Origin of the sequence: Rhizobium sp. IY2, from assembly GCF_047532935.1 — a bacterium.
In the GTDB taxonomy this organism is placed as follows: Bacteria; Pseudomonadota; Alphaproteobacteria; order Rhizobiales; family Rhizobiaceae; genus Rhizobium; species Rhizobium anhuiense.
In genome coordinates this window covers 379,859-403,000 of record NZ_JBLKNU010000004.1, presented here as the reverse complement: position 1 = coordinate 403,000, position 23,142 = coordinate 379,859, and the positions used below count along the sequence as shown (strand labels likewise).

At 60.7% G+C, this 23,142-nt stretch carries 21 protein-coding genes; 6 read left to right on the top strand and 15 right to left on the bottom strand.

Annotated features, from left to right (window positions below):
* Positions 1–42 precede the first annotated feature (42 nt).
* The 5 genes from ACMUVN_RS17710 (at position 43) to ACMUVN_RS17690 (ending at position 5,087) form a co-directional block, all read left to right on the top strand.
* Positions 43–849, top strand: a complete 807-nt coding sequence (locus ACMUVN_RS17710) for an ABC transporter permease (RefSeq protein WP_028755834.1) — start codon at positions 43–45, stop codon at positions 847–849.
* Positions 846–1,646, top strand: a complete 801-nt coding sequence (locus ACMUVN_RS17705) for an ABC transporter ATP-binding protein (RefSeq protein ID WP_028755835.1) — start codon at positions 846–848, stop codon at positions 1,644–1,646. The genes ACMUVN_RS17710 and ACMUVN_RS17705 overlap by 4 nt, the downstream gene beginning before the upstream one ends.
* Positions 1,647–1,726: 80 nt before the next feature.
* The gene (locus ACMUVN_RS17700) at positions 1,727–2,737 is read left to right on the top strand and encodes an ABC transporter substrate-binding protein (RefSeq protein WP_028755836.1); all 1,011 of its coding nucleotides are present in this window, start codon (positions 1,727–1,729) and stop codon (positions 2,735–2,737) included.
* A 224-nt stretch (positions 2,738–2,961) separates the two neighbouring features.
* A complete protein-coding gene (locus ACMUVN_RS17695) occupies positions 2,962–4,182 on the top strand; it encodes an acyltransferase family protein (RefSeq protein ID WP_028755837.1) in 1,221 nt (406 codons plus the stop codon).
* Between the two features lie 167 nt (positions 4,183–4,349).
* Complete coding sequence (locus ACMUVN_RS17690) at positions 4,350–5,087, top strand: sugar transferase (RefSeq protein WP_028755838.1); 738 nt, start codon at positions 4,350–4,352, stop codon at positions 5,085–5,087.
* Positions 5,088–5,235: 148 nt separating this feature from the next.
* On the opposite strand, the gene ACMUVN_RS17685 is transcribed toward ACMUVN_RS17690, so the two are convergent.
* The 13 genes from ACMUVN_RS17685 to ACMUVN_RS17625 all read right to left on the bottom strand — a co-directional run bounded on the left by ACMUVN_RS17685 (position 5,236) and on the right by ACMUVN_RS17625 (position 19,160).
* Positions 5,236–5,643 (bottom strand): F0F1 ATP synthase subunit epsilon, encoded by a 408-nt coding sequence (locus ACMUVN_RS17685; protein WP_028755839.1) that lies wholly within the window; start codon positions 5,641–5,643, stop codon positions 5,236–5,238.
* Complete coding sequence (locus tag ACMUVN_RS17680; protein ID WP_027682592.1) at positions 5,643–5,882, bottom strand: hypothetical protein; 240 nt, start codon at positions 5,880–5,882, stop codon at positions 5,643–5,645. The genes ACMUVN_RS17685 and ACMUVN_RS17680 overlap by 1 nt, the downstream gene beginning before the upstream one ends.
* A complete protein-coding gene (gene atpD / locus ACMUVN_RS17675) occupies positions 5,882–7,318 on the bottom strand; it encodes a F0F1 ATP synthase subunit beta (RefSeq protein ID WP_028755841.1) in 1,437 nt (478 codons plus the stop codon). Before atpD ends, ACMUVN_RS17680 begins: the two co-directional genes overlap by 1 nt.
* A gap of 23 nt (positions 7,319–7,341) precedes the next feature.
* On the bottom strand, positions 7,342–8,226 hold the full coding sequence (locus ACMUVN_RS17670; RefSeq protein ID WP_028755842.1) for a F0F1 ATP synthase subunit gamma: 885 nt from the start codon (positions 8,224–8,226) through the stop codon (positions 7,342–7,344).
* A 28-nt stretch (positions 8,227–8,254) separates the two neighbouring features.
* Entirely contained in the window at positions 8,255–9,784 is a 1,530-nt protein-coding gene (atpA, locus tag ACMUVN_RS17665; protein WP_028755843.1) for a F0F1 ATP synthase subunit alpha, read from the bottom strand.
* Positions 9,784–10,350: a F0F1 ATP synthase subunit delta gene (locus tag ACMUVN_RS17660; protein ID WP_028755844.1), complete on the bottom strand. Its 567-nt coding sequence runs from the start codon at positions 10,348–10,350 to the stop codon at positions 9,784–9,786. Before ACMUVN_RS17660 ends, atpA begins: the two co-directional genes overlap by 1 nt.
* Before the next feature lie 255 nt (positions 10,351–10,605).
* Complete coding sequence (locus ACMUVN_RS17655; protein ID WP_028755845.1) at positions 10,606–10,995, bottom strand: DUF4345 family protein; 390 nt, start codon at positions 10,993–10,995, stop codon at positions 10,606–10,608.
* Positions 10,996–11,073: 78 nt separating this feature from the next.
* Entirely contained in the window at positions 11,074–13,290 is a 2,217-nt protein-coding gene (locus tag ACMUVN_RS17650) for a primosomal protein N' (RefSeq protein ID WP_028755846.1), read from the bottom strand.
* A 106-nt stretch (positions 13,291–13,396) separates the two neighbouring features.
* Entirely contained in the window at positions 13,397–14,287 is an 891-nt protein-coding gene (locus tag ACMUVN_RS17645) for an ABC transporter ATP-binding protein (protein ID WP_047615555.1), read from the bottom strand.
* A complete protein-coding gene (locus ACMUVN_RS17640) occupies positions 14,284–15,318 on the bottom strand; it encodes an ABC transporter ATP-binding protein (protein ID WP_028755848.1) in 1,035 nt (344 codons plus the stop codon). The genes ACMUVN_RS17645 and ACMUVN_RS17640 overlap by 4 nt, the downstream gene beginning before the upstream one ends.
* A 4-nt stretch (positions 15,319–15,322) precedes the next feature.
* The gene (locus tag ACMUVN_RS17635) at positions 15,323–16,180 is read right to left on the bottom strand and encodes an ABC transporter permease (RefSeq protein WP_028755849.1); all 858 of its coding nucleotides are present in this window, start codon (positions 16,178–16,180) and stop codon (positions 15,323–15,325) included.
* A gap of 6 nt (positions 16,181–16,186) precedes the next feature.
* Positions 16,187–17,191 (bottom strand): ABC transporter permease, encoded by a 1,005-nt coding sequence (locus ACMUVN_RS17630; RefSeq protein WP_414815343.1) that lies wholly within the window; start codon positions 17,189–17,191, stop codon positions 16,187–16,189.
* Between the two features lie 67 nt (positions 17,192–17,258).
* The gene (locus ACMUVN_RS17625) at positions 17,259–19,160 is read right to left on the bottom strand and encodes an ABC transporter substrate-binding protein (protein WP_097543615.1); all 1,902 of its coding nucleotides are present in this window, start codon (positions 19,158–19,160) and stop codon (positions 17,259–17,261) included.
* A gap of 349 nt (positions 19,161–19,509) precedes the next feature.
* Here ACMUVN_RS17625 and ACMUVN_RS17620 point away from each other — a divergent pair, with 349 nt between their 5' ends.
* Complete coding sequence (locus ACMUVN_RS17620; protein WP_168333346.1) at positions 19,510–21,135, top strand: GH39 family glycosyl hydrolase; 1,626 nt, start codon at positions 19,510–19,512, stop codon at positions 21,133–21,135.
* 59 nt (positions 21,136–21,194) lie between these two features.
* Here ACMUVN_RS17620 and ACMUVN_RS17615 read toward each other — a convergent pair whose 3' ends face one another.
* Positions 21,195–21,866, bottom strand: coding sequence for a GntR family transcriptional regulator (locus tag ACMUVN_RS17615; protein ID WP_028755853.1), 672 nt, complete (start codon positions 21,864–21,866; stop codon positions 21,195–21,197).
* Positions 21,867–21,896: 30 nt separating this feature from the next.
* On the bottom strand, positions 21,897–22,922 hold the full coding sequence (locus ACMUVN_RS17610) for a Gfo/Idh/MocA family protein (protein ID WP_414815342.1): 1,026 nt from the start codon (positions 22,920–22,922) through the stop codon (positions 21,897–21,899).
* Positions 22,923–23,142: the final 220 nt, after the last annotated feature.

Genomic DNA, 23,142 nt, shown 5'->3' with positions numbered 1-23,142 from the left:
GGAATTATGCAGTGCCCGACGAAAGCCTGAAATCGAACGCCGATGACACCGCTACCACCACTGGGTTCGCGCCTTACCGCGCTCCGCGCCGCTGTCTACCGGGGCATACCTGCCCTGCTCGCCGGCTGCGCCTTTTTGGCGGCATGGGAACTCTATGTCGATCTTTCCGGGATCAAGCCCTCCATCCTGCCGGCGCCGTCGCGCATCGTCATCCAGGGCTGGCTGAACCGCGAGGCGCTGATATCAAACACCTGGCCGACGCTCGGCGCGACGCTTGGAGGTTTCGCGCTGTCGCTTGCTTTCGCCTTCGCAGCCTCCATCCTCATGGATTTCGTGCCCTTCATGCGCCGGGCATTGCTGCCGATCTTCATCGCCAGCCAGACCCTGCCGCTGGTGGCGATCGCGCCCCTCGTCGTCCTCTGGTTCGGCTTCGGCCTGCTGCCGAAAGTGTTGCTGGTGGCGCTCGTCACCTTCTTTCCGCTGCTCGTCGCCCTGCTGCAGGGCTATGAATCGACCGACCGCGACATCGCCGAATTGCTGAATTCGATGAAGGCGAGTCGCTGGCGGATTTTCTGCCTGGCCCGGCTTCCCTCCTCGCTGCCCTATTTCTTCGCCGGCCTCAGAATCTCGATCACCTATGCCGTCGTTGGCGCGATTTTTGCCGAATATGCCGGCGCCGCCCGCGGCCTCGGCATCTATATCCTCAACGCCAAGAACAATTTCCGTCCCGATCTCGTGCTCGCCGCCGTCGTCGTCAGCGCCGTGCTCACGCTCGGCCTCTTCGGGCTGACGCTGTTGATCCAGCGCCTCGTCATGCCCTGGCAGCCAACCGGGGAGCGGCGCCGATGAGCGATACAATGGTTGAACTCGGTAGTATCTCGAAGTCCTTCGACGGCATGAAGGTGCTGGGCGACATTTCGCTCACCGTCGCAGACGGCGAGTTCGTTTCGATCGTCGGACCGTCCGGCTCCGGAAAATCGACGGTGCTGCGGCTGCTGACACAGGCGCTTCGACCCGATTCCGGCACCATGCTTTTCAACGGCGTGCCGCTGGAACAGGCACCGCATTCCTTCGCCTTCATGCCGCAGCGCGATGCGCTGATGCCCTGGCGCCGGATCATCGACAATGCGGCACTCGGCCTCGAGGTGAAAGGCATGAGCCGCCGCGCGGCCCGCGCCGCCGTCGCGCCTTTGTTCGAGAGCTTCGGCCTTTCCGGCTTCGAACACCACTATCCTTCCGAACTATCCGGCGGCATGCGCCAGCGCGCCGCACTGCTGCGCACCGTCGTCCAGACGCAGGACATGCTGCTGCTCGACGAGCCCTTCGGCGCGCTCGACGCGCTGACGCGCACGCAGATCCAGGAATGGCTGCAGGGCATGTGGACCGAGCACCGCTGGACGGCGCTGCTGATCACCCATGACGTTCGCGAGGCCGTGTTCCTCTCCGACCGGATCTACGTGCTTTCGGCCCGTCCGGCGCGTATCATCCGCGAATTCCGCGTTCCCCTGCCCCGTCCGAGAAGCATCGCCGACCTCGGCTCGCCGGCGGCCCAGGCGATCGAAACCGAAATCCTGCAAACCCTGCTTCATCCGCAAGAACAGGATGATTTTAGGCCGGTCGGCCCAAAATCTGAATCGCTGTTCTAATTTATAGAGTTAGAGCATGATGTCGTCCGAAACCGCCGACACTTTTCGGCATCATGCTCTAGAGACCTGAGGAGGTCACCATGCTGCTTCTCACCCGCCGCCAGACGATTTTCACCGCCATCGCGGCAAGCCTTGCCGGCCGCACCGCCTTCGCCCAATCGGCGCCCGCAAAGGTTCGCATCGCGCTCGACTGGACGCCCAACACCAACCATATCGGCATCTATGTCGCCAAGGCGAAGGGCTTCTACGCCGATGCCGGACTCGATGTCGAGATCCTTCCCTTCACCGATACCAGCGCCGGAACACTGGTGTCGAACGGCGTTGCCGATTTCGGCATCAGCAGTGAGATCGAGACCCTCACGCAGCGCGCCGGCGGCGGTGACGTGAAGATGGTCTACGGCGTCGTCCAGACAGAAACCGCACGCCTGATCTTCAAGGGCGGACGCGACGACATCAAGAGCCCGAAAGACCTCGACGGCAAGACCTATGGCGGCTTTGGCGGCACCTGGGAGAGCGCGCTGATCTCCGCAATGATCCGCAATGACGGCGGCAAGGGCGACGTCAAGACCGTCACCCTCGGCACCTCCGCTTACGAGGCGCTGGACAATGGCTCGATCGATTTCACGCTGGAGATCTACACCTGGGAAGGCATAGCCGCCGAACTGGAGAACCGGAAGATCGGCCGCTTCCACTATTCCGATTATGGCATTCCCGACGAGCAGACGACGGTCATCGTCTCCAGCGACGCCTATCTCTCGGCAAACCGGGAACACGCCCGCGCCTTCATCCAGGCCACGCGCCAGGGTTATGCCTATTCCGTCGACCATCCCGACGAAGCCTGCGATCTGCTGATCTCTGGAAGCAATGGCGCACTGATGAATACGGAACTGGTAAAGGCGTCTCAGAAGGCATTGATCGAGGGGCACTTCCTGAAATCCGAGGCCGGCGTGATCGGTAAGCTCGATCCGGCAAAGGCCGAAGCCCTCGGCGGCTTCCTGCTCGAGAATGGGATTCTGGTCGACGCCAATGGCGCCGCACTCAAGGAGAAGCCGGACTTTTCCACCTATTATACCAACGAACTTCTCGACTGAGCCCAACGCCTGCCTTGCCCGTCGCGGCTTTCCGCTGCAAAGTCCGAGACCCGGAGCATGATGTCGTGCGAAAACCGCTCACACTTTTCGGCATCATTCTTTAGAGCGCCGCGCGTCCTTTCGGATGCGCAAAGGACGCTCTAACACTTAGAATTTAGGCATCGTGCTTTCCGAAAATCGATTCCGATTTTCGGGCCGATGCGCTAGGCAAGGCGGGGGATAGGATGCGACAACAGGAGAGACTGGCCGGAGCGGACTTTCTGCGCGCGACGGCCTGTCTGCTGGTGCTTGCCCACCACTTCGCGCTGCGGCTGGATATGCGCAGAATCCCCGACGAACTCGGACCGACCGCACATGTCCTCCGCTTCGGCAATTTCGGCGTTGCCGTGTTCTTTGTGCTCAGCGGCTTTCTTCTTGCCCATCCCTTCTGGCGCGCGCTCGACGCGGGCAGCAACCTGCCGAGCCTGCGGCATTACACGATCCGCAGGGCAGCGCGCATCGCTCCGGGCTTCTGGGTTGCCGCCACCATCAGCTTCGCCCTCAGCCTGACGCTGCTTGCCCTGCCGCTGACACCGGAGCTTGCACTCCGCTATGTCTCCGGGCTGCTGTTCATGAGCCAGTGGCACTGGCGCACCTTCTTTCCTGTCGAAGCCGACGGGCCGCTCTGGTCCATTCCCTTCGAGGTCACCAGCTATGTGCTCCTGCCGGTCTGCTTTCTCCTGCTGTTTCGTTTGCCCATCCTGAGACAACGCCCGCTGCTTGCGCGCTTCGCCTGGCTATGCGTCATCACAGGCGTACTCCTGGCCCATCTGCTGATCCTCACCCTGTTTCCGCTCGGCGACATCGGACGCGGTTGGCAGTACGGCCTGCAGGGTGGGGCGAAGGAATGGATGCCGAGATATAATCCGATCGGCTTCTTCGCCGTCTTCGCGCTCGGTGCGCTCGCCGCCGGCCTCGAGACCATGCTCCCACGAAGACGCTCTTCCTGGTTCGATGCCGCAGCGCTTCTCGCCCTCGCCATTGCCGGCTACCGCCTCGTGATATCGCCCGGCGGCTCCGCCGAGGGTTACGGCTGGCTCGAAATCCCCTATGGCTTTCCGGTCTTCCCGCTGGCGGTCGGGGCGGCCCTCGTTTCGCTCAGCCATTCGCAACGGTTGGGCAGGCTGCTCGACAACGCGCCTGTCCGCTACGTCGCGAAGATCTCCTTCGGCATCTATATCTGGCAGGAGATTATCCTGCTATTGATCCAGAAGCTCGACCCGGGCTCGTTCGGCGCTTCCTCGGAAAATGTTGTGACCGGCTGGCTGCAGTCTTGCGGACTGGCGGCAGCGCTTATCCTTCTGGTAGCAAGCCTCAGCTACCATCTGCTGGAGAAACCGGCGATCGATTTCGGAAACCGGCTGACAGCTCGCCAATCCAATCGGGCTACTCCTTTCAAAGTATAAGTTTCCGGATAGCGCAACTACAGGCATTAAGGTTAACGCGAAATACTCCCATTTTTGGTGTCTTTAGGGTTACGGAATTCTTATTTATACCGATGACAAACGATACGTGACCATGTATCTGTCTCCTTGCTGTTCAGTATCGCATCTAAACTTGTGGACCTTGCGTAATGAATGCTTTTACTTCGAAGACGAATTCACGCTTCGATCCGTCTCAGCGTCAGGACAAAACCAAGACCCTGGTTATCGCGAACTCCAATATTCGCCAGCCGGATAGCTTTTCCCCTGTCGAAAGAAAAATGGCTGTGCGACTGAGCGTGAAGCGGTTGATCGACATCGTCGCCTCACTCAGCGCCCTCGTCGTGCTGGCGCCGATTTTTCTGGCAATCGCTCTTTTCATCAAACTCGATGATGGCGGTCCGGTGTTTTTCCGCCAAATCCGCTGGGGGCTGAACGGCCGGAAGATCACGATCTTCAAATTCCGATCGATGCGCGCGGAAGCTTGTGATCCCAGCGGCGTTCAACAGACCGTCAAGGGTGACAGCCGAGTGACCGGCATCGGCGCGGTGCTCCGCAAGACCAATATCGACGAGCTGCCGCAGCTCTTCAATGTCATCAGGGGCGACATGTCGCTGGTCGGCCCGCGCTGCCATGCCATCAACATGCGGGCAGCCGGCCGGCTCTACGAAGAACTGGTGCCGGACTATCATCACCGCCACATCATGCGTCCCGGCATCACCGGTCTTGCGCAGACGCGCGGCTGGCGCGGCCCGACGGCGCGACGGCTGGAAGCCCGCGCCCGCATTGCCTGCGATATCTATTATGTCAGGAATTTCAGCCTGCTGCTCGACTTGAAGATATTGTTCAAGACGATTGCCATCGAGCTACGCGGCGGCACCGGCTTCTGAGCCGAAGCCGGCCACTCGGTACACATCGGCAAAGCGGCCCCATCGGGCCGCTTCTTCATTTCAAGCCGCCCGCGCTATCGCGACAGCTGAACAGGCACAAAAAAGGGCGGCTGTTGCAGCCGCCCTTGATCGTCGCAGTCGATGGCGATCAATCCTGTTGGACGATGCCGCTCAGATGCGTCAGTTCCATGATGAAATGCTCGAGCTTCGACTTGTGCTCGTGCAGCTCGGCATGCTCGAGCTCCTGGCGGGCAGCCTCGATGCGGCGGGTCAGCTCGTCCTTGTGGAGTTCCTCGACCGGAACCGCGGATTCGGCAAGCAATGTGCAACCGGTCGGCAGGATATCGGCAAAACCGCCGAACACCACATAGTCCTGCTTCTTGCCGGAGGCCGAACGCACGCTCACGACACCCGGCTTGATCGTCGTCATCGTCGGCGCATGATTCGCCATGACCGTCATCTCGCCTTCAGTCGCGGGAATGACCACCTCGGTCACCATCTCCGACAACAGCAGACGCTCCGGCGAAACGAGCTCAAAGTTGAAATTGTCAGCCATCAGTGACTTACCTTCTCGGCTATGGCTTTCGCATCTTGCAATTTGGTCCCGCAGAACGGGCAGTGCATTATCGCTTGGTCGAGATAACCGAGGCCTTCCTCGCTCTGGACCAGACCCACCACCATCATCAGCACGCCGTTATCGGCGCGATAGATAGTCGGCGCGGCTGGTTCCGGAAGATCCGCCACGACCCCTTTCAGGGAGTCGCAGCAGAATATCTCGTCCAGCGCGTCGCTCATTAAGCAGCTGTGAGCTTCTTGGCCTTTTCGACCGCTTCTTCCATCGATCCGACCATATAGAAGGCAGATTCCGGCAGGTGATCATATTCGCCGTTAACGAGGCCCTTGAAGCCCTTGATCGTATCTTCGAGAGCAACGAGCTTGCCCGGCGAGCCGGTGAAGACTTCGGCGACGAAGAACGGCTGCGACAGGAAACGCTCGATCTTGCGGGCCCGGGCAACCGCGATCTTGTCCTCTTCGGACAGTTCGTCCATGCCAAGGATCGCGATGATGTCCTGCAAGGCCTTGTAACGCTGCAGCGTCGACTGGACCTTGCGGGCGACTTCGTAATGCTCTTCGCCGACGACCAGAGGGTCGAGCATGCGCGAGGTGGAGTCGAGCGGATCGACGGCCGGATAGATGCCCTTTTCGGCGATCGAGCGCGACAGAACCGTCGTTGCGTCAAGGTGCGCGAACGAGGTTGCCGGAGCCGGGTCGGTCAAGTCGTCGGCCGGGACGTAAATGGCCTGGACCGAGGTAATCGAGCCGGTCGTCGTCGTGGTGATGCGCTCCTGCATCTGGCCCATGTCGGTTGCGAGCGTCGGCTGATAGCCGACGGCCGACGGAATGCGGCCGAGCAGAGCCGACACTTCGGAACCTGCCTGCGTGAAGCGGAAGATGTTGTCGACGAAGAACAGAACGTCCTGGCCCTGGTCGCGGAAATGTTCAGCGACTGTCAGGCCGGTCAGGGCGACACGGGCGCGGGCGCCCGGCGGTTCGTTCATCTGGCCGTAAACCAGCGCAGCCTTCGAACCTTCGCCGCCGCCATGCTTGTTGACGTTCGATTCGATCATTTCGTGATAGAGGTCGTTGCCTTCGCGGGTACGTTCACCGACGCCCGCAAAAACCGAATAACCACCATGCGCCTTGGCGACGTTGTTGATCAGTTCCATGATCAAAACGGTCTTGCCGACGCCAGCGCCGCCGAACAGGCCGATCTTGCCGCCGCGTGCATAGGGAGCGAGAAGGTCAACGACCTTGATGCCGGTGACGAGAATCTGCGATTCCGTCGACTGCTCGACATAGGACGGCGCATCCTGGTGGATGGCGCGCTTGTGAGCGGTGACCAGCGGACCGGCTTCGTCGACCGGCTCGCCGATGACGTTCATGATGCGGCCGAGCGTCTCGTTGCCAACCGGAACCATGATCGGAGCGCCGGTATCGGCGACTTCCTGGCCGCGCACGAGACCGTCGCTCGAATCCATCGCGATGGTACGGACGACGTTTTCGCCAAGGTGTTGCGCAACTTCGAGAACCAGGCGGTTGCCATTGTTGCTGGTTTCCAGCGCATTCAGGATCTTCGGCAGTTCGCCTTCGAAAGCAACGTCGACGACGGCGCCGATAACCTGGGTGACTCTGCCGACAGAGCCGATCTTGGGGGTAGCTGCCTCAGCCATTTTCTGACCCTCTTTTCCTAGCCTCAGAGCGCTTCCGCGCCCGAAATGATTTCAATGAGTTCCTTGGTGATCTGCGCCTGACGCTGGCGGTTGTAGCTCAGCGTCAGCTTATTGATCATCTCACCGGCATTACGCGTCGCATTGTCCATCGCGCTCATCTTGGCGCCCATTTCACCCGCGACGTTCTCAAGAAGCGCGCGGAAGACCTGGACGGAGATGTTGCGCGGGATCAGATCTTCAAGGATCGATGCCGGATCCGGCTCGTATTCGTAGACAGCGCCTGCATGGGCGGCATCTTCGGCCTGCACAGCTCCCGTTGAAGCCGGGATGAGCTGCTGCGCTGTCGGAATCTGGCTGATCACCGATTTGAACTCGGAATAAAACAGCGTGCAGACGTCGAATTCGCCGGCAGCATACATCTCGATAAGGCGTTTACCGATCTGATCCGCATTCTCGAAGCCGACCCGCTTGACGTCCCGCAATTCCTTGCGCTCGATGATCAGCGAAGCGAATTCGCGGCGAAGAATGTCGTAACCCTTCTTGCCGACGGTGAAGATTTTCACCGTCTTGCCCTCGGCAACCAGCTTGCGCACATGTTCGCGCGCGAAGCGCGCAATCTGCGAGTTGAAACCGCCGCAAAGACCGCGTTCGGCCGTGCACACCACCAGCAGATGAACCTGGTCCTTGCCGGTGCCGGTCATCAGCGCCGGCGCGCCATCGGCGTCGGTGACAGCCTTGGCGATATTCGCCAGAACTGCACCCATGCGCTCCGAATATGGCCGAGCGGCCTCGGCCGCCTCCTGCGCGCGCCGAAGCTTCGCCGCGGCGACCATTTTCATCGCCTTGGTGATCTTCTGCGTCGCCTTGACGGAGGCGATCCGGTTTTTCAGATCCTTAAGTGAAGGCATCCGTTATCCGTCCTAACTTAGGGCCCGATTACGAGAAAGACTTTGCGAAGCTATCGAGAGCAGCGGTAAGCTTGCCCCTGGTATCGTCGCTGATTGCCTTTTCCGTGCGGATCGCGTCGAGGATGGCGGAGCCTTCCGAACGCAGATATGAGAGGAAGCCCTGCTCGAACTTGCCGACCGAAGCGACCGGCAGCTTGTCGAGATAGCCGTTGACGCCTGCAAAGATCACGGCGACCTGCTCTTCCGTCTTCAGCGGCGAGAACTGCGGCTGCTTCAGGAGTTCGGTCAGGCGTGCGCCGCGGTTCAGCAGGCGCTGCGTCGCAGCGTCGAGGTCCGAACCGAACTGGGCGAAGGCGGCCATTTCGCGATACTGGGCGAGTTCGCCCTTGATCGAGCCGGCAACCTGCTTCATCGCCTTGATCTGTGCCGCAGAGCCGACGCGGGAAACCGACAGACCGACGTTCACGGCCGGGCGGATACCCTGGTAGAACAGGTCGGTTTCAAGGAAGATCTGACCGTCGGTGATCGAGATCACGTTGGTCGGAATGAAGGCCGATACGTCGTTGCCCTGCGTTTCGATAACCGGCAGAGCGGTCAGCGAACCGGCGCCCTTGTCGTCGTTCATCTTCGCAGCGCGCTCGAGCAGGCGCGAGTGCAGGTAGAAAACGTCGCCCGGATAGGCTTCGCGGCCCGGCGGGCGGCGCAGCAGCAGCGACATCTGGCGGTAGGACACGGCCTGCTTGGACAGGTCGTCGTAACCGATCAGCGCATGCATGCCGTTGTCACGGAAATATTCGCCCATGGCGCAACCGGCAAACGGAGCCAGGAACTGCATCGGCGCCGGATCGGACGCGGTGGCGGCGACGATGATCGAGTACTTGAGCGCGCCGCGCTCTTCGAGCACCTTGACGAACTGCGCGACGGTCGAACGCTTCTGGCCGACAGCGACGTAGACGCAATAAAGCTTCTCGCCTTCCGGACCGTTGTCGTGAATAGCCTTCTGGTTGAGGAAGGCATCGAGAAGGATCGCGGTCTTGCCGGTCTGGCGGTCGCCGATAACAAGCTCGCGCTGGCCGCGGCCGACCGGGATCAGCGCGTCGATGGCCTTGAGGCCGGTCGACATCGGCTCGTGAACCGACTTGCGCGGAATGATGCCGGGAGCCTTGATGTCGACGCGCGAACGGCGCGTCGCGTTGATCGGGCCCTTGCCATCGATCGGATTACCGAGCGCGTCGACCACGCGGCCGAGCAGCTCAGGGCCGATCGGAACGTCGACGATGGCGCCAGTCCGCTTGACGGTGTCACCTTCCTTGATGTCGCGGTCGGCGCCGAAGATGACGACACCGACATTGTCGGCTTCAAGGTTCAGCGCCATGCCGCGGATGCCGCCCGGGAACTCGACCATTTCACCGGCCTGGACATTGTCCAGACCATAGACACGAGCGATACCGTCACCGACGGAGAGAACCTGGCCGACTTCCGAGACTTCTGCCTCTTTGCCGAAATTTTTAATCTGGTCTTTGAGAATTGCGGAAATTTCCGCGGCGCGGATATCCATCAGCCAACCTCTTTCAATGCGAGCTTAAGGGTAGAGAGTTTGGTACGAAGAGACGTATCAATCTGACGGGACCCGACCTTCACGATCAGACCACCAAGAATTGACGGATCAACCGTGACGGCAATCGTCACGTCTTTGCCGGTAACGCTCTTGAGTGCCACCTTCAATTCGGTTTCCTGCGCTTGTGAAAGCGCATGCGCCGAGGTGACCTCGGCGGAGATTTCACCGCGATGGTTCGCGGCGATGATGCGGAAGGCCTTGATCATGCCCGGCAGGGCGAACAGGCGGCGATTGCGCGCCACGACCTTCAGGAAATTGGCGAAGAAACCGCTGATGCCAGCCTTCTCGCTGATGGCGACGATCGCCTTCAGCTGGTCGTCGGCGGAGAAAACCGGGCTTACGACGAAGCGCTTAAGATCGGCGCTCTCATCCAGCATCGCCTGGAAACGGTCAAGATCTGCGGTTACGCTGTCCACGGCGCCCTGCTCGAGCGCCAGTTCGAAAAGCGACGAGGCATAGCGCTCGGCAACGCCAGAAGTAAGCTGGGACGTGTCTGCCACTGGCACAAATTTCCCTGATTTCAACCCAAAATCCGGCTCTCGGCGGGCGCCGAACCTATGATCTTGAATTCGTTTTGATTTCCCCCAGAAATCACAAGAGAAGCCTCTTGCTTCTTCCGAAATTCGGGGTCCGTCTAACATAGGATGTTCGGACTCGCAACACGCGTAATGCCCGAATACGCCTTTCACATGAATTTCTGTCCGCAAAATTGCGCAATGGCCTGAAAGCAGGCCACGGAAGCCGTCTGCCGGCAGCAAGAGTTACGTCTGGGTGAAGCCGAAAACGTAGAGCAGTGGTAACGCGGCCAAAGCGATCTGCACAACCAGGAGTAAATAGTTGACGATATTACTCCCCTTATCGGACAGGATCGAGATGATCCGGGCAAAGGCAGCCATGGCGAAGGAGGCACCGAGCGCCATGTAGATCCAGTCCTGGGCGAGCATGATCGCCGACAGGCCGAAGCCGAGATAAAAGCCGCCCATCGAGCGTCCCTCGCCGAAGCCTTCCGGCCGCCCCTCCTGTGCCTGCAGACCGAGGAGACGGAAAGTTTGGCCCGGGGCGAACATCATGATGAAGCCGGCGAGCGCCGTGAAAGCGGCGGAGCAAAAGGCAAGCTGCTCGCCAAGCTCGGTCGGAAAATAAAACTCCATGCGTCAGCCCCAAATCACCCGGATGAATCAGTGTTTTATGGCATGCGCCGAAAAAGGATGAAATGGCGACGTTCTGTTTTAGAGAAAACTCTGCGGATCGATATCCAGCTGCACCTGCACCGATCCGCGCTCCTTGGGCGATTGCGACAGCATCACCCGCAAGAACCCCTGCATGTCGGAGTTCCGCCGCCCGTGCACCAGCAGGCGGAAACGGTGGCGGCCGCGCACCAGCGCGAGCGGCGCTTCGGCCGGGCCGAGGACCGAGATGCCCGACACCTGAGGTGCGGCGTTGCGCATGCCGCGCGCATGGTTTTCGGCGTCGTGGCGGGTTTCGGCCGAAACGATAATCGAGGCGAGCCGGCCGAAGGGCGGCAATACGGCGCGTTCGCGTTCGGTGATCTCGCGCTCATAGAAGGCGTCGGAATCGCCTGACACGATCGCCTGCATGACCGGATGCTGCGGCTGGTAGGTCTGCAGCAGCCCATGGCTCTTGAGGCCGGTGCGCCCGGCACGGCCGGTCACCTGCGACAAAAGCTGGAAGGTGCGCTCGGCCGCGCGCGGGTCGCCATTGGCAAGGCCGAGATCGGCATCGACGATGCCGACCAGTGTCATCAGTGGAAAATTATGCCCCTTGGCGACGAGCTGGGTGCCGATGACGATATCGGCCTCGCCCTTGGCGATCGCGTCCAGCTCCAGCCGCAGCCGCTTCACCCCGCCCATGATATCCGAGGAAAGAACGATCGTTCGCGCCTCCGGGAAATGCCGCTCCACCTCCTCGGCGATGCGCTCGACTCCCGGCCCGCAGGCGACGAGATGGTCGAGCGTACCGCATTCCGGGCACGCTTCCGGCGTGCGCTCGGCATGGCCGCATTGATGGCATTGCAGCTGCTTGCGGAAGCGATGCTCCACCAGCCAGCTCGAACATTGCGGGCACTGGAATCGGTGACCGCAGACCCGGCAGAGCGTTAGCGGCGCATAACCGCGCCGGTTGAGAAAGAGCAGTGCCTGTTCGCGCTTCTCCACCGTCTTGCCGATCGCCCGGATCAGCACCGGCGACAGGAAGCCGCCTCGCTCCGGCGCATGCCGGCGCATATCGATGAGATGCAGGTCCGGCAGCGCCGCATCGCCGAAACGCGTCGGCAGGTGAACGGTGCTGTAGCGGCCGCTCTGCCCGTTGACCTGGCTTTCGACCGACGGCGTCGCCGACACCAGAATGACGGGAAAATCGCCGATGCGGCCGCGCACGACGGCCATGTCGCGGGCATTGTAGAAGACGCGATCCTCCTGCTTGTAGGCGGGATCGTGTTCCTCGTCGACGATGATCAGACCGAGATCCTCGAAGGGCAGGAAGAGCGCCGAGCGGGCGCCCGCCACCACGCGCACTTCGCCGGTCACCGCCTGGCGCCAGACCTTTTCGCGCATGCGCGGCGCCAGATCGGAATGCCATTCGGCCGGCTTTGCCCCGAAACGATCCTGGAAGCGCTCCATGAAACTTGCCGTCAGCGCGATCTCCGGCAGCAGGATCAGCACCTGCTTGCCGCGCTTCAGCGTCTCGGCAATCGCCTCGAAATAGACCTCCGTCTTGCCGGAGCCGGTCACCCCGTCGATCAGCGACACCGAAAACTCGCCCTTGCGGACGTCGGAAACGATCTCCTCGGCCGCCTGCTTCTGGGGTCCTTCGAGACGGGCTGCGGCAAAATCCGGATCCGGCATCGCCACCACCGGCGGCGGCGGCAAAAATATCGTCTCGAAGATGCCGAGCGTGATCAGCCCATCGACGACACTCGTCGAAACGCCCGCCGCATGCGCCAGGCCGCTGCGCGTCCAGGAAAAGCCGTCGGAGGCCGTGTCGAGCACCCGGGCGCGCGCCGGCGTCATCCGCTCCGGGTCGCCGCCGACGAACTTCAACCCCTCCACCATCGGTTCCGGCTCGAAGGCGTTCGGCGCCCGCAGCGCCATGCGCGCGACGAGGCCGGGCGGCGAGAGCGTATAGGTGGCCACCCAATCGATGAAATCCCGCATCTCTTTGGAAAGCGGCGGGCAATCGAAGACATGGCTGATCGGCCGGAGCTTCTTCGGATCGACGCCGTCCTCGCCGCCGTCCCAGACGACGCCGATCACCTGCCGCGGGCCGAGCGGCACCTGCACGACCGAGCCGGGCTCGACCGCCATGCCATCCGGCACCGAATAGGAATAGGGCTTTGGCGCCGGCATCGGCACCAGCACCGGAACCGTTCGGTTCGCGGGCGGTGCCTCGAAAAGCGCGCCAAAGAGATCGGACGAATCTGTGCTCATCGGGCGAGACCATGCCCGCAAATCGATGGAATTGGAACCGCAAAGACAGAGCGATGGGTTCCGGGGCGTCGCGACGATTTGACGACCGAAGCTCAGAGCGCCAGCTTCATCTGGCCAAGCGGTCGCCATCGCCGGAATAGGCTTCATTTGTCTCGCCGTTGCGCTGCCGCAGGCGGATGATCGCCGACGCGTCGCGAGGATTGGGCGGTAGCACCGCGTTCTTCAAGGCGATCGAATAGGCGTGTTTCGGATGTTCCAGCACGTCCCTGGCATCTCCGCTCTCCACCACCACACCCTTGCGCATGATCACCACGCGATCGGAAATGTAATAGGCGGTCGCAAGATCATGGGTGATGTAGACGATCGAGACGTTGAGAGAGTCGCGCAGATCGCGGAAGAGATTGACGATCGACATGCGAAGCGATGCGTCCACCATCGAGACGGGCTCATCGGCGACGATCAGCTTCGGCTCCGGTATCAGGGCGCGGGCGACGGCAATGCGCTGCAACTGACCGCCTGAAAGCTCATGCGAGAAACGACCTTTTATCTCCGCCATCGAAAGGCCGACGCGCTGAAGGGCAACGTCGGCAAGCGCCTCTTTCTCGGCGCGGCTCTTCGCGCCCTTGAAGCGATGGGCGGTGGCCAGCAGATACTCGTCGATCCGGGTCAGCGGATTGAAGGCCTCGAACGGATTTTGGAAGACCGGCTGGACCTTTGCCATGAAAGCCTCGCGGTCCCTGCGGGAATGCACCGACTTCACATCAGCGCCGTCGAAGCGGATGCTGCCCCGATCGGCCTTTTCATTACCGAGGATCATCTTTGCCAGCGTCGATTTGCCGGAACCGGATTCACCGACGATCGTGAATATCTCGGGCTTGTCGGCGGCAAGGGCGAAGCTGACATCGTTCACCGCCTTCATCTTTTCGCGCGAGAAGAAACCGCCGATCGGAAAGAGCTTGGTCACATGGTCGAGTTCGAGGAGGAAATGGCTGCTCATTGGATCTGGTACTCCCCGGCGCGGAAGCATGCGACCCGCCCGCCTGTGGCGCTCGGCAGCATGGCCGGCACTTCACGGGCGCATTTGTCGATCGCAATCGGACAGCGTGGATGGAACCGGCATCCTGAAGGCGGATCCGAAAGCGCCGGCGGCTTGCCTTTAAGGCTCTTTCGCGTCGAGACGTCGCCGATGCGCGGCAGGCTGCCGATCAGATGGACGGTATAGGGATGCTGGGGATTGTCGAAGATCGCCTGCGTCGGCCCCTCCTCCGCCAGCCGGCCCGCATACATGATGGCCAACCGGTCGGTGATGGCGGCATGCACGGACATATCGTGCGTCACGAAGATGACCGAGGACTGCATGCGCATCTGCACTTCCTTGATCAGCGCCAGCACGTCCTGCTGGACGAGCACGTCGAGCGCCGTCGTCGGCTCGTCGGCGATGATGAATTCCGGCTCGCAGACAGTTGCAAGGGCGATCGTCAGACGCTGGCGCATGCCGCCCGAAAGCTGGTGCGGAAAGGCATCGAGCACATGGGGATCGAGATGCAGCCGGGCAAGATGTGCTTCGACACGGGCGTGGAAGGCAGCGGGATCGAGGTTCATATGGCGGGAGGCGAAATCGGTGAAGGCGTGTTTGACCCTTCTGACCGGGTTCAGCACGTTCATCGAGCCCTGCATGATGTAGGAAAGGTGGCGCCAGCGTGCCGCCTTCATCTTGTCCGGTTCGGCATAGACATCGATGGGCCCGTCGGCAAAATTGAATTTCACCGTTCCGCCGACGACGCGCATCGGCGGGCGGATGGCGCCGGCCAAAGTCTTGATCAGCGATGTCTTGCCGCTCGAGGATTCGCCGGCAATGCCGTAGATCTCGTTTTTGCGGATGGTCAGGCTGATATCGTCGACGGCGCGGATCTCCCGCCGCACGCCGAAATAATCATTGACGTAGTAGCATTTCAGCCCATCGATCGTCAGGGCGTCCATGGCGTTTTCGGCAAGGGTCAACGGCCGCCTTCTCATCAGATTCTGCATCTCCTTAAGCTCCCATCCGGGCCAGGCGCGAACGCGGGTCGATATATTCGTTCACCGACATGGCGAGCATGAACAGGCCGAGGAACAGGATGACGACGAAGAGCATCGGGAAGGCGACCCACCACCATATGCCCGATACCATTGCGGAATGCGCATTGGCCCAGTAGATCATGCCGCCGATCGTCGGCCGGTTGATGTCGGAAAACCCAAGCACCGAGAGCGTCACCTCGAGGCCGATCGCCCAGATCAGGTTGTTCATCGTCGTGAAGAAGACGATCGGCATCACATAGGGCAGATGCTCGCGGATGAGGATCTGCCGTGTGCGCATGCCCGAGAAGACCGCGTGCCGGGTGAATTCCCGGTGGCGGAGAGACAGGGCGACGGAGCGGATCAGACGACTGTCATGCGTCCATCCAAGCAGCGCTGCGGTGATCGCCAGCATGAACCACGTCATCTGGTCGCGAAGCACGAAAACCAGAAGCAGCAGGATCGGAATATTCGGCAGGGCGCCGAGCGTATCGTTGACCGCCATGATGATCTGGTCTGTCCGGCCGCCGATATAGCCCGAGATCAGCCCCACGGCGATGGCGATGATGCGGCTGACGAAAGCGACGATGATGCCGAAGAACAGCGTGTTGCGCATCGAGGCGGCGATCTGCCAGAAAACCTCCTGGCCGCGCGAGGTGGTGCCGAGCCAGAATTCGGCCGAAGGCGGCATGTCGGGCGCGACGACATAGATGGCGTTCTCGTCATAGGGCGAGAAGAACGATGCCACGATCAACGCCAGGATGAGGCAGATCAGGACGGTTCCGAGCAGGAACTCCTTGTTGTAGCGCAGCAGGTCTCTGAGGACTTTGAACATCACGGATTATCCCAGTTTCACGCGCGGATCGATCAGCGGATAGATGATGTCGATCACGAAAACCGCGGCGGCGACGGCGATGATGGCGATGGTGGTGACGCCGAGCACGAGGCTATAATCGCCGGAATAAATGCCGGAGATCAAAAGCTTGCCGATCCCGGGATAATTGAAGACGAACTCGACGATGACGGCGCCGCCGAAGACGTTGCCGAGACTGAGCGCCAGGCCGGTGACCTGCGGCAGCATGGCGTTGCGCGCGACATATTGTGAAAAGATGCTGCGCGAGCGCACGCCGCCGAGTTCAGCGTAAACGACATGATCGTCGGTGACGATGTTGGATACGAGCGAGCGCATCGAGATGAACCAGCCGCCGACGCCGACGAGCACGAGGGTCAGGGCCGGCAAGATGCCATGCTCGATCACCGAGCTGATGAAGGCCCAGTTGAAGCCGGGCGGGAGATTGACCTGTGCGCCGTCGCTGATCGGCAGGATAGGCCAGATGAAACCGAAGAGGATCACCAGGCTGAGGCCGATGATGTAGGTCGGGATCGGCTGTAGCGCCATGATGACGACACCGGCGACCTTCAGCAACTTACTGCTGTGGAAATAACCGGCAAGCGCGCCGAGGAAATTGCCGATGATCCAGGAAATGATCATTGCGAGCGTCAGAAGCCCGACCGTCCAGGGAAGAGCCCGGCCGATCACGGTCATGACGGGGGTCGGGAAGGAAGAGAGCGATGGACCGAAATCGCCGGTCAGGACGCGGCCCCAGAAGGTGACGTACTGGTCCAGCAACGGCCCGCCGGTGCCGTAGAGTTCACGCAGCGATTCGCGAAGGATCTCGACGGCCTGCGGATCGGTGGAGCCGAAGCTCGTCAGCAGCGACACGGTCTGCTCGATCGGATCGACCGGCGAAAAATGCGCGATCAGGAAGGCCAGCGTGATGCCGGTGAAGACCACGAAGAGAAATTGCAGAAAACGTTTTGCCGCATAGATCAGAAAGCCATTCATGACATCGACCCTTCAATAGCAGAACGGAAACAGCCGGCGGCCGGCTGTCTCCTTTATGGTGCCCCGATCAAGGCTTCGGCGTATCCGGGTTGGCCTTCAGCCCGACCACCATGTAGCGGATGTTCGACCAGTTCGGACCCGAGGCCGAATAGGGATTGTCCGCGCTTGGATAATTGGTCCAATAGGTCGTATCGAGCGGCGCGAACTTGTTGTAGGCCATCAGCGGGATCATCGGCATTTCCTCGACGGCGAGCTTCAGGAAGTCCTGACCGAGCTTGGCGACATCCGGCGAATCGAAGGCGATCGATCGGTTCTTCTCGATGAGCAGGTCGAGACGCGGATCCTGCCAGCGCTGCAGATTGCGCGGCGGCTGGATCTGCCCGAGCGGCTTGATGAACTCCGAATGATAGCTGTCGAGGAAGAAGGAGAGATCGGGATGACCGCCCCAGGTCTCGATGCTCCAGTAGATCGCCGTCTCGAAATCGCCTGTGCTGAGGCGTTGACCGTTGGTTGGGCCGGCGACATCGACCTTGGTCGCGATGCCCGCCTGCGTCCATTGCTGAGCAATCACCGTGCCGGCGCGGGCCAGTGTCGGAATGGCATCGCCTTCCACCTGCAGACGGATCGTAAAGGGCGTTCCGTCAGGCTTTACCCACTGGCGACCGCTCTTCTTGAAGCCTGCCTTCTGCAGCAGTTCGGTGGCGGCCTGAACGTCCTTCTTCCACCAGCCGAAGCCGAATGTACGCTGTAGTTTGGCCGGATCCGTCGGGATCTGATCGGCCCATTGGCTGCGCACCATATTGGCGATCTGCGCCGAGATGTTCGGATCGTAAGGCTTGATCTTGCGGGAACCGGTGTCGAGCTCGAAATTCGTCAGCCAGTCTTGCATCGGTGCGTAATAGTCGTCAGGGGCAGAACCCGTCGGTGGCGTGGCTAGGGCTGCGATATTGGCCGCACCGCGATAGGAGCCGAGCGCCACTTCGCGGATATCGATCAGCAGCGCGAGAGCCCAGCGAACATCCTTATTGTCGAAGGGCGCCTTCTTCGTATTGAAGAGAACGGAAGGCAGCGTCGGATCCGGATGCGCGAAAGGGAAACCCTTCAGCCACGAGGCCGTACTCTTGCTGTTACGCATGATCGAGAACATGCCCTCGGGCGCCATGTCGTTGATGACGTCGAGATTGTGGTTGCGCTGTTCGATAACGCGGGCTTCCGGATTGCCGGCGGCGCGATAGACGACGTATTTGACCTCGGGCGGCTGTTTCGCAGCCAGGCCGATCGACGTGCGCTGCCAGTCGTCGCGCAGCCTCCAGATCGTCCAGTTGCCGCCCTTGTCATAGCTTTGCAGCTGATAGGGCCCGAGCGAGACCGGCGGGTTGTTGTTGAACGACAGCGGATCTGCAGCCTTCTCGAAGACATGCTTCGGCATGATCCAGGCGGCATTCCAGCGAACGGTGAAAAGCGTGTGGAAGCGCGAGTTCGGTTTCTTCAGATGGAAGACGACCGTTTGCGGATCCGGATTTTCCATGCTCGCGACATTGACGGTGAAGGGCGCGCTCCAGGCCATGCCGGGATGATCGATCTGCGTCTGCACGGTATAGACCACATCGTCACTGGTGAATTCGACACCGTCGCTCCAGAAGATGCCCTTGCGCAGCTTCACCGTCATCTCGGTGAAATCGGCGTTGTAGCTCGGGGGCTCGCTGGCAAGGGCGTTCTGCCAGGCGTCCTTGCCGCCTTCGGGATTGATGAACCATAGCGTATCGGTGGTCAGCTGCTGCAGGCCGTTGAGGTTTGCCGCCGCCCCGCCCCCAGGAGCCCAGAGGTTGAACCAGTCGGCATTCTGCTGCGGCGTGCCTTGGATAATCAGCGTTTCGTTGCGCGGTATGCCGGCAATGAAATCCTGCGCAAATGCCGGAAGGGCCATAAGAGACATTAGCGCGATGGCTGCATATCTACGGAACTTCATCGGATGTTCCTCCTCCTCAACTCGCCACGGCGAGCGCTTCCCGTAATCAATTGACGATGCGTCCAGCAAACCCCTGCCTGCGCGTGCCGCAGGGACACATGCACTCCTCGACGGCGGGCGAGCTCACGCCACAGTTATCGACAATTTTTCAAGAAACGGCAACCGATAATTTTGGTGACTATAAAAAATAGCGCATTTTCAGGCATTTTTGACGCTCAATGATAAAGCATATTTTTATATTATTGACAAAGTGAGCATTTGGCTTAGCTTTTGCGGCGAGCGCGGCACCCTCCCAAGAGGCCGTACTTCATCACCAGACAGGTCGGCCGCTTTCGGGAGGGGCTTTGGCATGATCGTTCAAGAGGACACCACGATGAGCAGCCCTTATGACGTGACGATCTCCGTTCACGCCAACCGGCCGACCGGCAAATACGAACCCTTGTGGAACTGGTTCGGCTACGACGAGCCGAATTACACTTACTCCCCACACGGCAGGAAGCTGCTCAAGGAACTCACAGAACTCAGCCCCGAGCCGCCCCGCATCCGCGCGCACAATCTTCTGACCAGCGGCGACGGCCTGCCTGCCCTCAAATGGGGTTCGACCAATGCCTATACCGAGGATGCTGACGGCAATCCGGTCTACGACTGGACGATCATCGACAAGATCTTCGACACCTATGTCGAAGCCGGCAACATTCCGCTGATCCAGATCGGCTTCACACCGGAAGCTCTCTCCGATTTCAACGGTCCTTACCGTCACCAATGGGAGCCGGCCGATAAATACGCGACGATCACCACCGGCTGGACGGCTCCGCCGAAGGACCTGAAGAAATGGAGCGACCTGATCGAAGCATGGGCGCGCCATCTCGCCGAAAGATATGGCGAGGCCGTCGTTTCAAGCTGGCCGTGGGAAGTCTGGAACGAGCCGGACGGTCACTACTGGACCGGCACCATCCCGCAATTCTGCGAAATGTATGATGTCAGCGCCAAGGCTCTGAAGCGTGCCTTGCCGAATGCCCGTGTCGGCGGACCGCATACCTGTGGCGCCTTTGCCAACGAAAAGGCCCAGACCTTCCTGCGTGCCTTCCTCAAGCATGTCGTCGAGAACAAGTCGCCAATCGATTTCCTCGCTTTCCACGCCAAGGGCAATCCGGTGATCTATGAGGGTCACGTTCGGATGGGCCTGCACAAACAGCTCCGTGACATCGAGACAAACCTTGCCATCATCAATGAATTTCCGGAACTCCGGCACCTGCCCGTGGTAATCGGCGAATCCGATCCGGAAGGCTGCGCGGCCTGTTCCGCACGCGTCCATCCCCAGAACGGCTATCGCAATGGTCCGCTCTACGGCGTCTATATCGTCGAGAGTATGATCCGCACCTATGAGCTTGCAAGACGCGCCAACATCCATATCGAAGGGGCGGTCACCTGGGCCTTCCTCTTCGACGACCAGCCCTATTTCGACGGTTTCCGCGATCTTGCGACCAACGGCGTCGACAAGGCCGTTCTCAATGGCTTCCGCATGCTCGGCAAACTCGGCGGCGAGTGGCTGGAATCGGAAAGCGATTATCGCCGCGACATCGAGGATATCATGAACCACGGCGTGCGCGGCAAGCCCGATGTCAATGTCGTGGCGACCCGCGACGATAAGGGCGTTTCCATTCTGCTCTGGCATTATCACGACGATGATGAAGCCGGGCCGTCCGCAGACATTTCGGTCAATCTCGACGGCTGGGGCGACAAGTCCGCGTCACTCAGGCATTTCAGAATGGACGAGGAACATTCCAACGCCTTCGGCGTCTGGACGGCGATGGGCAAGCCGCAGAATCCGACCGGCGAAGGTTATGCCAGGCTGGAAGCGTCGGGAAAGCTCGCCGAGATCGACGAGGCATCGGTTAAGGTTGATGGCGGCAAGATCGTCCTCAAGGTCTCCCTACCGCGTCAAGGCGTGTCTCTGCTGCGCCTCGATTGGTGAGCCGGTAGGCGAAGGGAGCGCAATCGAACGATGCGCTCCCCTTCAAACGGCTAGCCGCGTCAATGATCGCTGACATAGGCGAGATAACGTTTCTTGCTGGGCTGCAGATGGTCGACACAGAGCTGGGCGAGAACCCAGTTGTCAGTGCCGCGCAGCATCTCGATCATCAGCCGGTGATGCTCATGCGAGATGCGCAGCGACTCCTTGCTCGACATCGAATTGGCGCGCACCGGCAGGCTGAGACGCATATAGAGCTCGATCGATTGCACGAGATGCGCATTGCCGCAGGCGCCGAAAAGCGTCAGGTGGAATTTGTCGTTGGCCTCGTGCACGCCTCTGAGATAACCGGATTCGACGTGACGGCCATGCTCCTCGTGCAGCGCCAGCAGTTCCTCGATCAACGCTTCAGGTGCCGGCAACTTTATCCACAGCGCAGCCTGCCGTTGCAGCAACTCACGGACATCGTAGATTTCCTGAACCTGGCGAGCAGTCAGCGAGCGGACGGTCGCCCCTTTGTTGCGCTCCCGAACCACGATACCCATCGTCTCGAGCTGCACGATCGCCTGGCGGGCGAAATGGCGCGTGACGTGAAAGCGGGCTAGAAGCGCGTCTTCGGTCAGACGGGTCCCGGGCGCAAGCCGGCCGAAAATAATGTCCTCCTCCAGCGCGCGGGCAATGCTTAGATCATCATGCTCGATGCCGTCTTCGCGGCTTTCGTTGAGCGTCTGCAATGTCATCTCCTCTGACGGGCGCGCGCCATATTACCGTGGATTGCGCTCCGGGTCGAACCGGCTCAAGCGATAGATATCCTCGACAAGAGCAAGCGTCTTCATGTTATCGCCCGGCGATGTTTCCATCGCGACCTTTCCATCGAGACTGTCGAGGAAATGCACAATGGTCGCGTCATAAGCGCCTTGGTAGGTCTCGTCGAGATCGAAGCTCTCCCGGCGCTGCTCCGCACCCTGCGCTAAGAGCAGATTGCCTTGGAGTTCGAGCGTGGCGCGCGTTCCGAAGATGCGTAAGTGATCACGCGGCACCGGCGGAGCGCCATGCGCGGCGAGATTGGCGTTGACGGTGACAAGAACGCCGTCGCCCAGCCGGCGCAGGACGACGCATGCCACATCCTCCGCGACGATATCGCGATTGCTCCTCTCAAGCCGCGCACCGACCACCTCCATCTCGCCCAGAAGATATCTCAGCGTATCGAGATGATGAATCATGACCTCCATGACCAGCAGCCGCTCCTGCGTCCGGAAGAAGGGTTGGCGCACCAGCGCCGGCCTTCGCCCCTCTGCATCCGCTAGCATGCCGCTGGACAGGAATTCGAACTGCGCCTGACGGACATCGCCTGCAAGTCCTTCGTCGAGCCATGCCTTCAGCCGCCGATAATAGGCGCGGAACCGCCAGTTCTCGTGGATCATCAGCCTGCCCTTGCCGGAAAGCTCTGCCAGCAGGTGAACAGCCTCGTCGTAGGAAGAGGCGAGCGGCTTCTGACAGATAATATCGAGCCCCCTTGCCGCCGCCAGCCGGACCAGTTCGGCGTGAAACTCCCGCGGCGCGCAGATATCGACGGCATCGAGCTGCTCGGCTTCCAGCATCGCCTCAGCGCCCGCATAGTTGCGCGCGACCTCGAAGGCGGTCAGCCGGGCCTCGATCGCGCTCCGCGACGGGTCGGCGATCGCCACGACCTCGGCGCGATGCAATTGCCGCCTCCATGCCGATAGATGGTAGGCGCTGACCCAGCCGGCGCCGACCATTCCGATACGCCGTCGTCTCGTCCCCGTCATGGCGCTTCCCTCTGCTTCAAGTTCATTTTATCAATAATCTATCCGGCTTCCTCATGAAAGCCAATCATCGACTCATCAAAATAAGGCGACGATCGATCGATATTTCCTTGGAAATTTATGAGTATCGCTGAAGATATCCAAAAATACGATATGGTGCCGCCATCTTATTTATTGACAATCCTCCATATCCCACTACGCTGACAGCACATTGGCCATGGTC

Coding starts and splice junctions, on each gene's coding strand:
- ACMUVN_RS17710 (WP_028755834.1), top strand. CDS start 43: ATGACACCGCTACCACCACTGGGTTCGCGCCTTACCGCGCTCCGCGCC.
- ACMUVN_RS17655 (WP_028755845.1), bottom strand. CDS start 10,995: ATGGAGTTTTATTTTCCGACCGAGCTTGGCGAGCAGCTTGCCTTTTGC.
- ACMUVN_RS17705 (WP_028755835.1), top strand. CDS start 846: ATGAGCGATACAATGGTTGAACTCGGTAGTATCTCGAAGTCCTTCGAC.
- ACMUVN_RS17650 (WP_028755846.1), bottom strand. CDS start 13,290: ATGAGCACAGATTCGTCCGATCTCTTTGGCGCGCTTTTCGAGGCACCG.
- ACMUVN_RS17640 (WP_028755848.1), bottom strand. CDS start 15,318: ATGCAGAATCTGATGAGAAGGCGGCCGTTGACCCTTGCCGAAAACGCC.
- ACMUVN_RS17630 (WP_414815343.1), bottom strand. CDS start 17,191: ATGAATGGCTTTCTGATCTATGCGGCAAAACGTTTTCTGCAATTTCTC.
- ACMUVN_RS17670 (WP_028755842.1), bottom strand. CDS start 8,226: ATGCCTTCACTTAAGGATCTGAAAAACCGGATCGCCTCCGTCAAGGCG.
- ACMUVN_RS17690 (WP_028755838.1), top strand. CDS start 4,350: ATGAATGCTTTTACTTCGAAGACGAATTCACGCTTCGATCCGTCTCAG.
- ACMUVN_RS17695 (WP_028755837.1), top strand. CDS start 2,962: ATGCGACAACAGGAGAGACTGGCCGGAGCGGACTTTCTGCGCGCGACG.
- atpA (WP_028755843.1), bottom strand. CDS start 9,784: ATGGATATCCGCGCCGCGGAAATTTCCGCAATTCTCAAAGACCAGATT.
- ACMUVN_RS17680 (WP_027682592.1), bottom strand. CDS start 5,882: ATGAGCGACGCGCTGGACGAGATATTCTGCTGCGACTCCCTGAAAGGG.
- ACMUVN_RS17625 (WP_097543615.1), bottom strand. CDS start 19,160: ATGAAGTTCCGTAGATATGCAGCCATCGCGCTAATGTCTCTTATGGCC.
- ACMUVN_RS17700 (WP_028755836.1), top strand. CDS start 1,727: ATGCTGCTTCTCACCCGCCGCCAGACGATTTTCACCGCCATCGCGGCA.
- ACMUVN_RS17610 (WP_414815342.1), bottom strand. CDS start 22,922: ATGACGGGGACGAGACGACGGCGTATCGGAATGGTCGGCGCCGGCTGG.
- atpD (WP_028755841.1), bottom strand. CDS start 7,318: ATGGCTGAGGCAGCTACCCCCAAGATCGGCTCTGTCGGCAGAGTCACC.
- ACMUVN_RS17635 (WP_028755849.1), bottom strand. CDS start 16,180: ATGTTCAAAGTCCTCAGAGACCTGCTGCGCTACAACAAGGAGTTCCTG.
- ACMUVN_RS17685 (WP_028755839.1), bottom strand. CDS start 5,643: ATGGCTGACAATTTCAACTTTGAGCTCGTTTCGCCGGAGCGTCTGCTG.
- ACMUVN_RS17620 (WP_168333346.1), top strand. CDS start 19,510: ATGATCGTTCAAGAGGACACCACGATGAGCAGCCCTTATGACGTGACG.
- ACMUVN_RS17645 (WP_047615555.1), bottom strand. CDS start 14,287: ATGAGCAGCCATTTCCTCCTCGAACTCGACCATGTGACCAAGCTCTTT.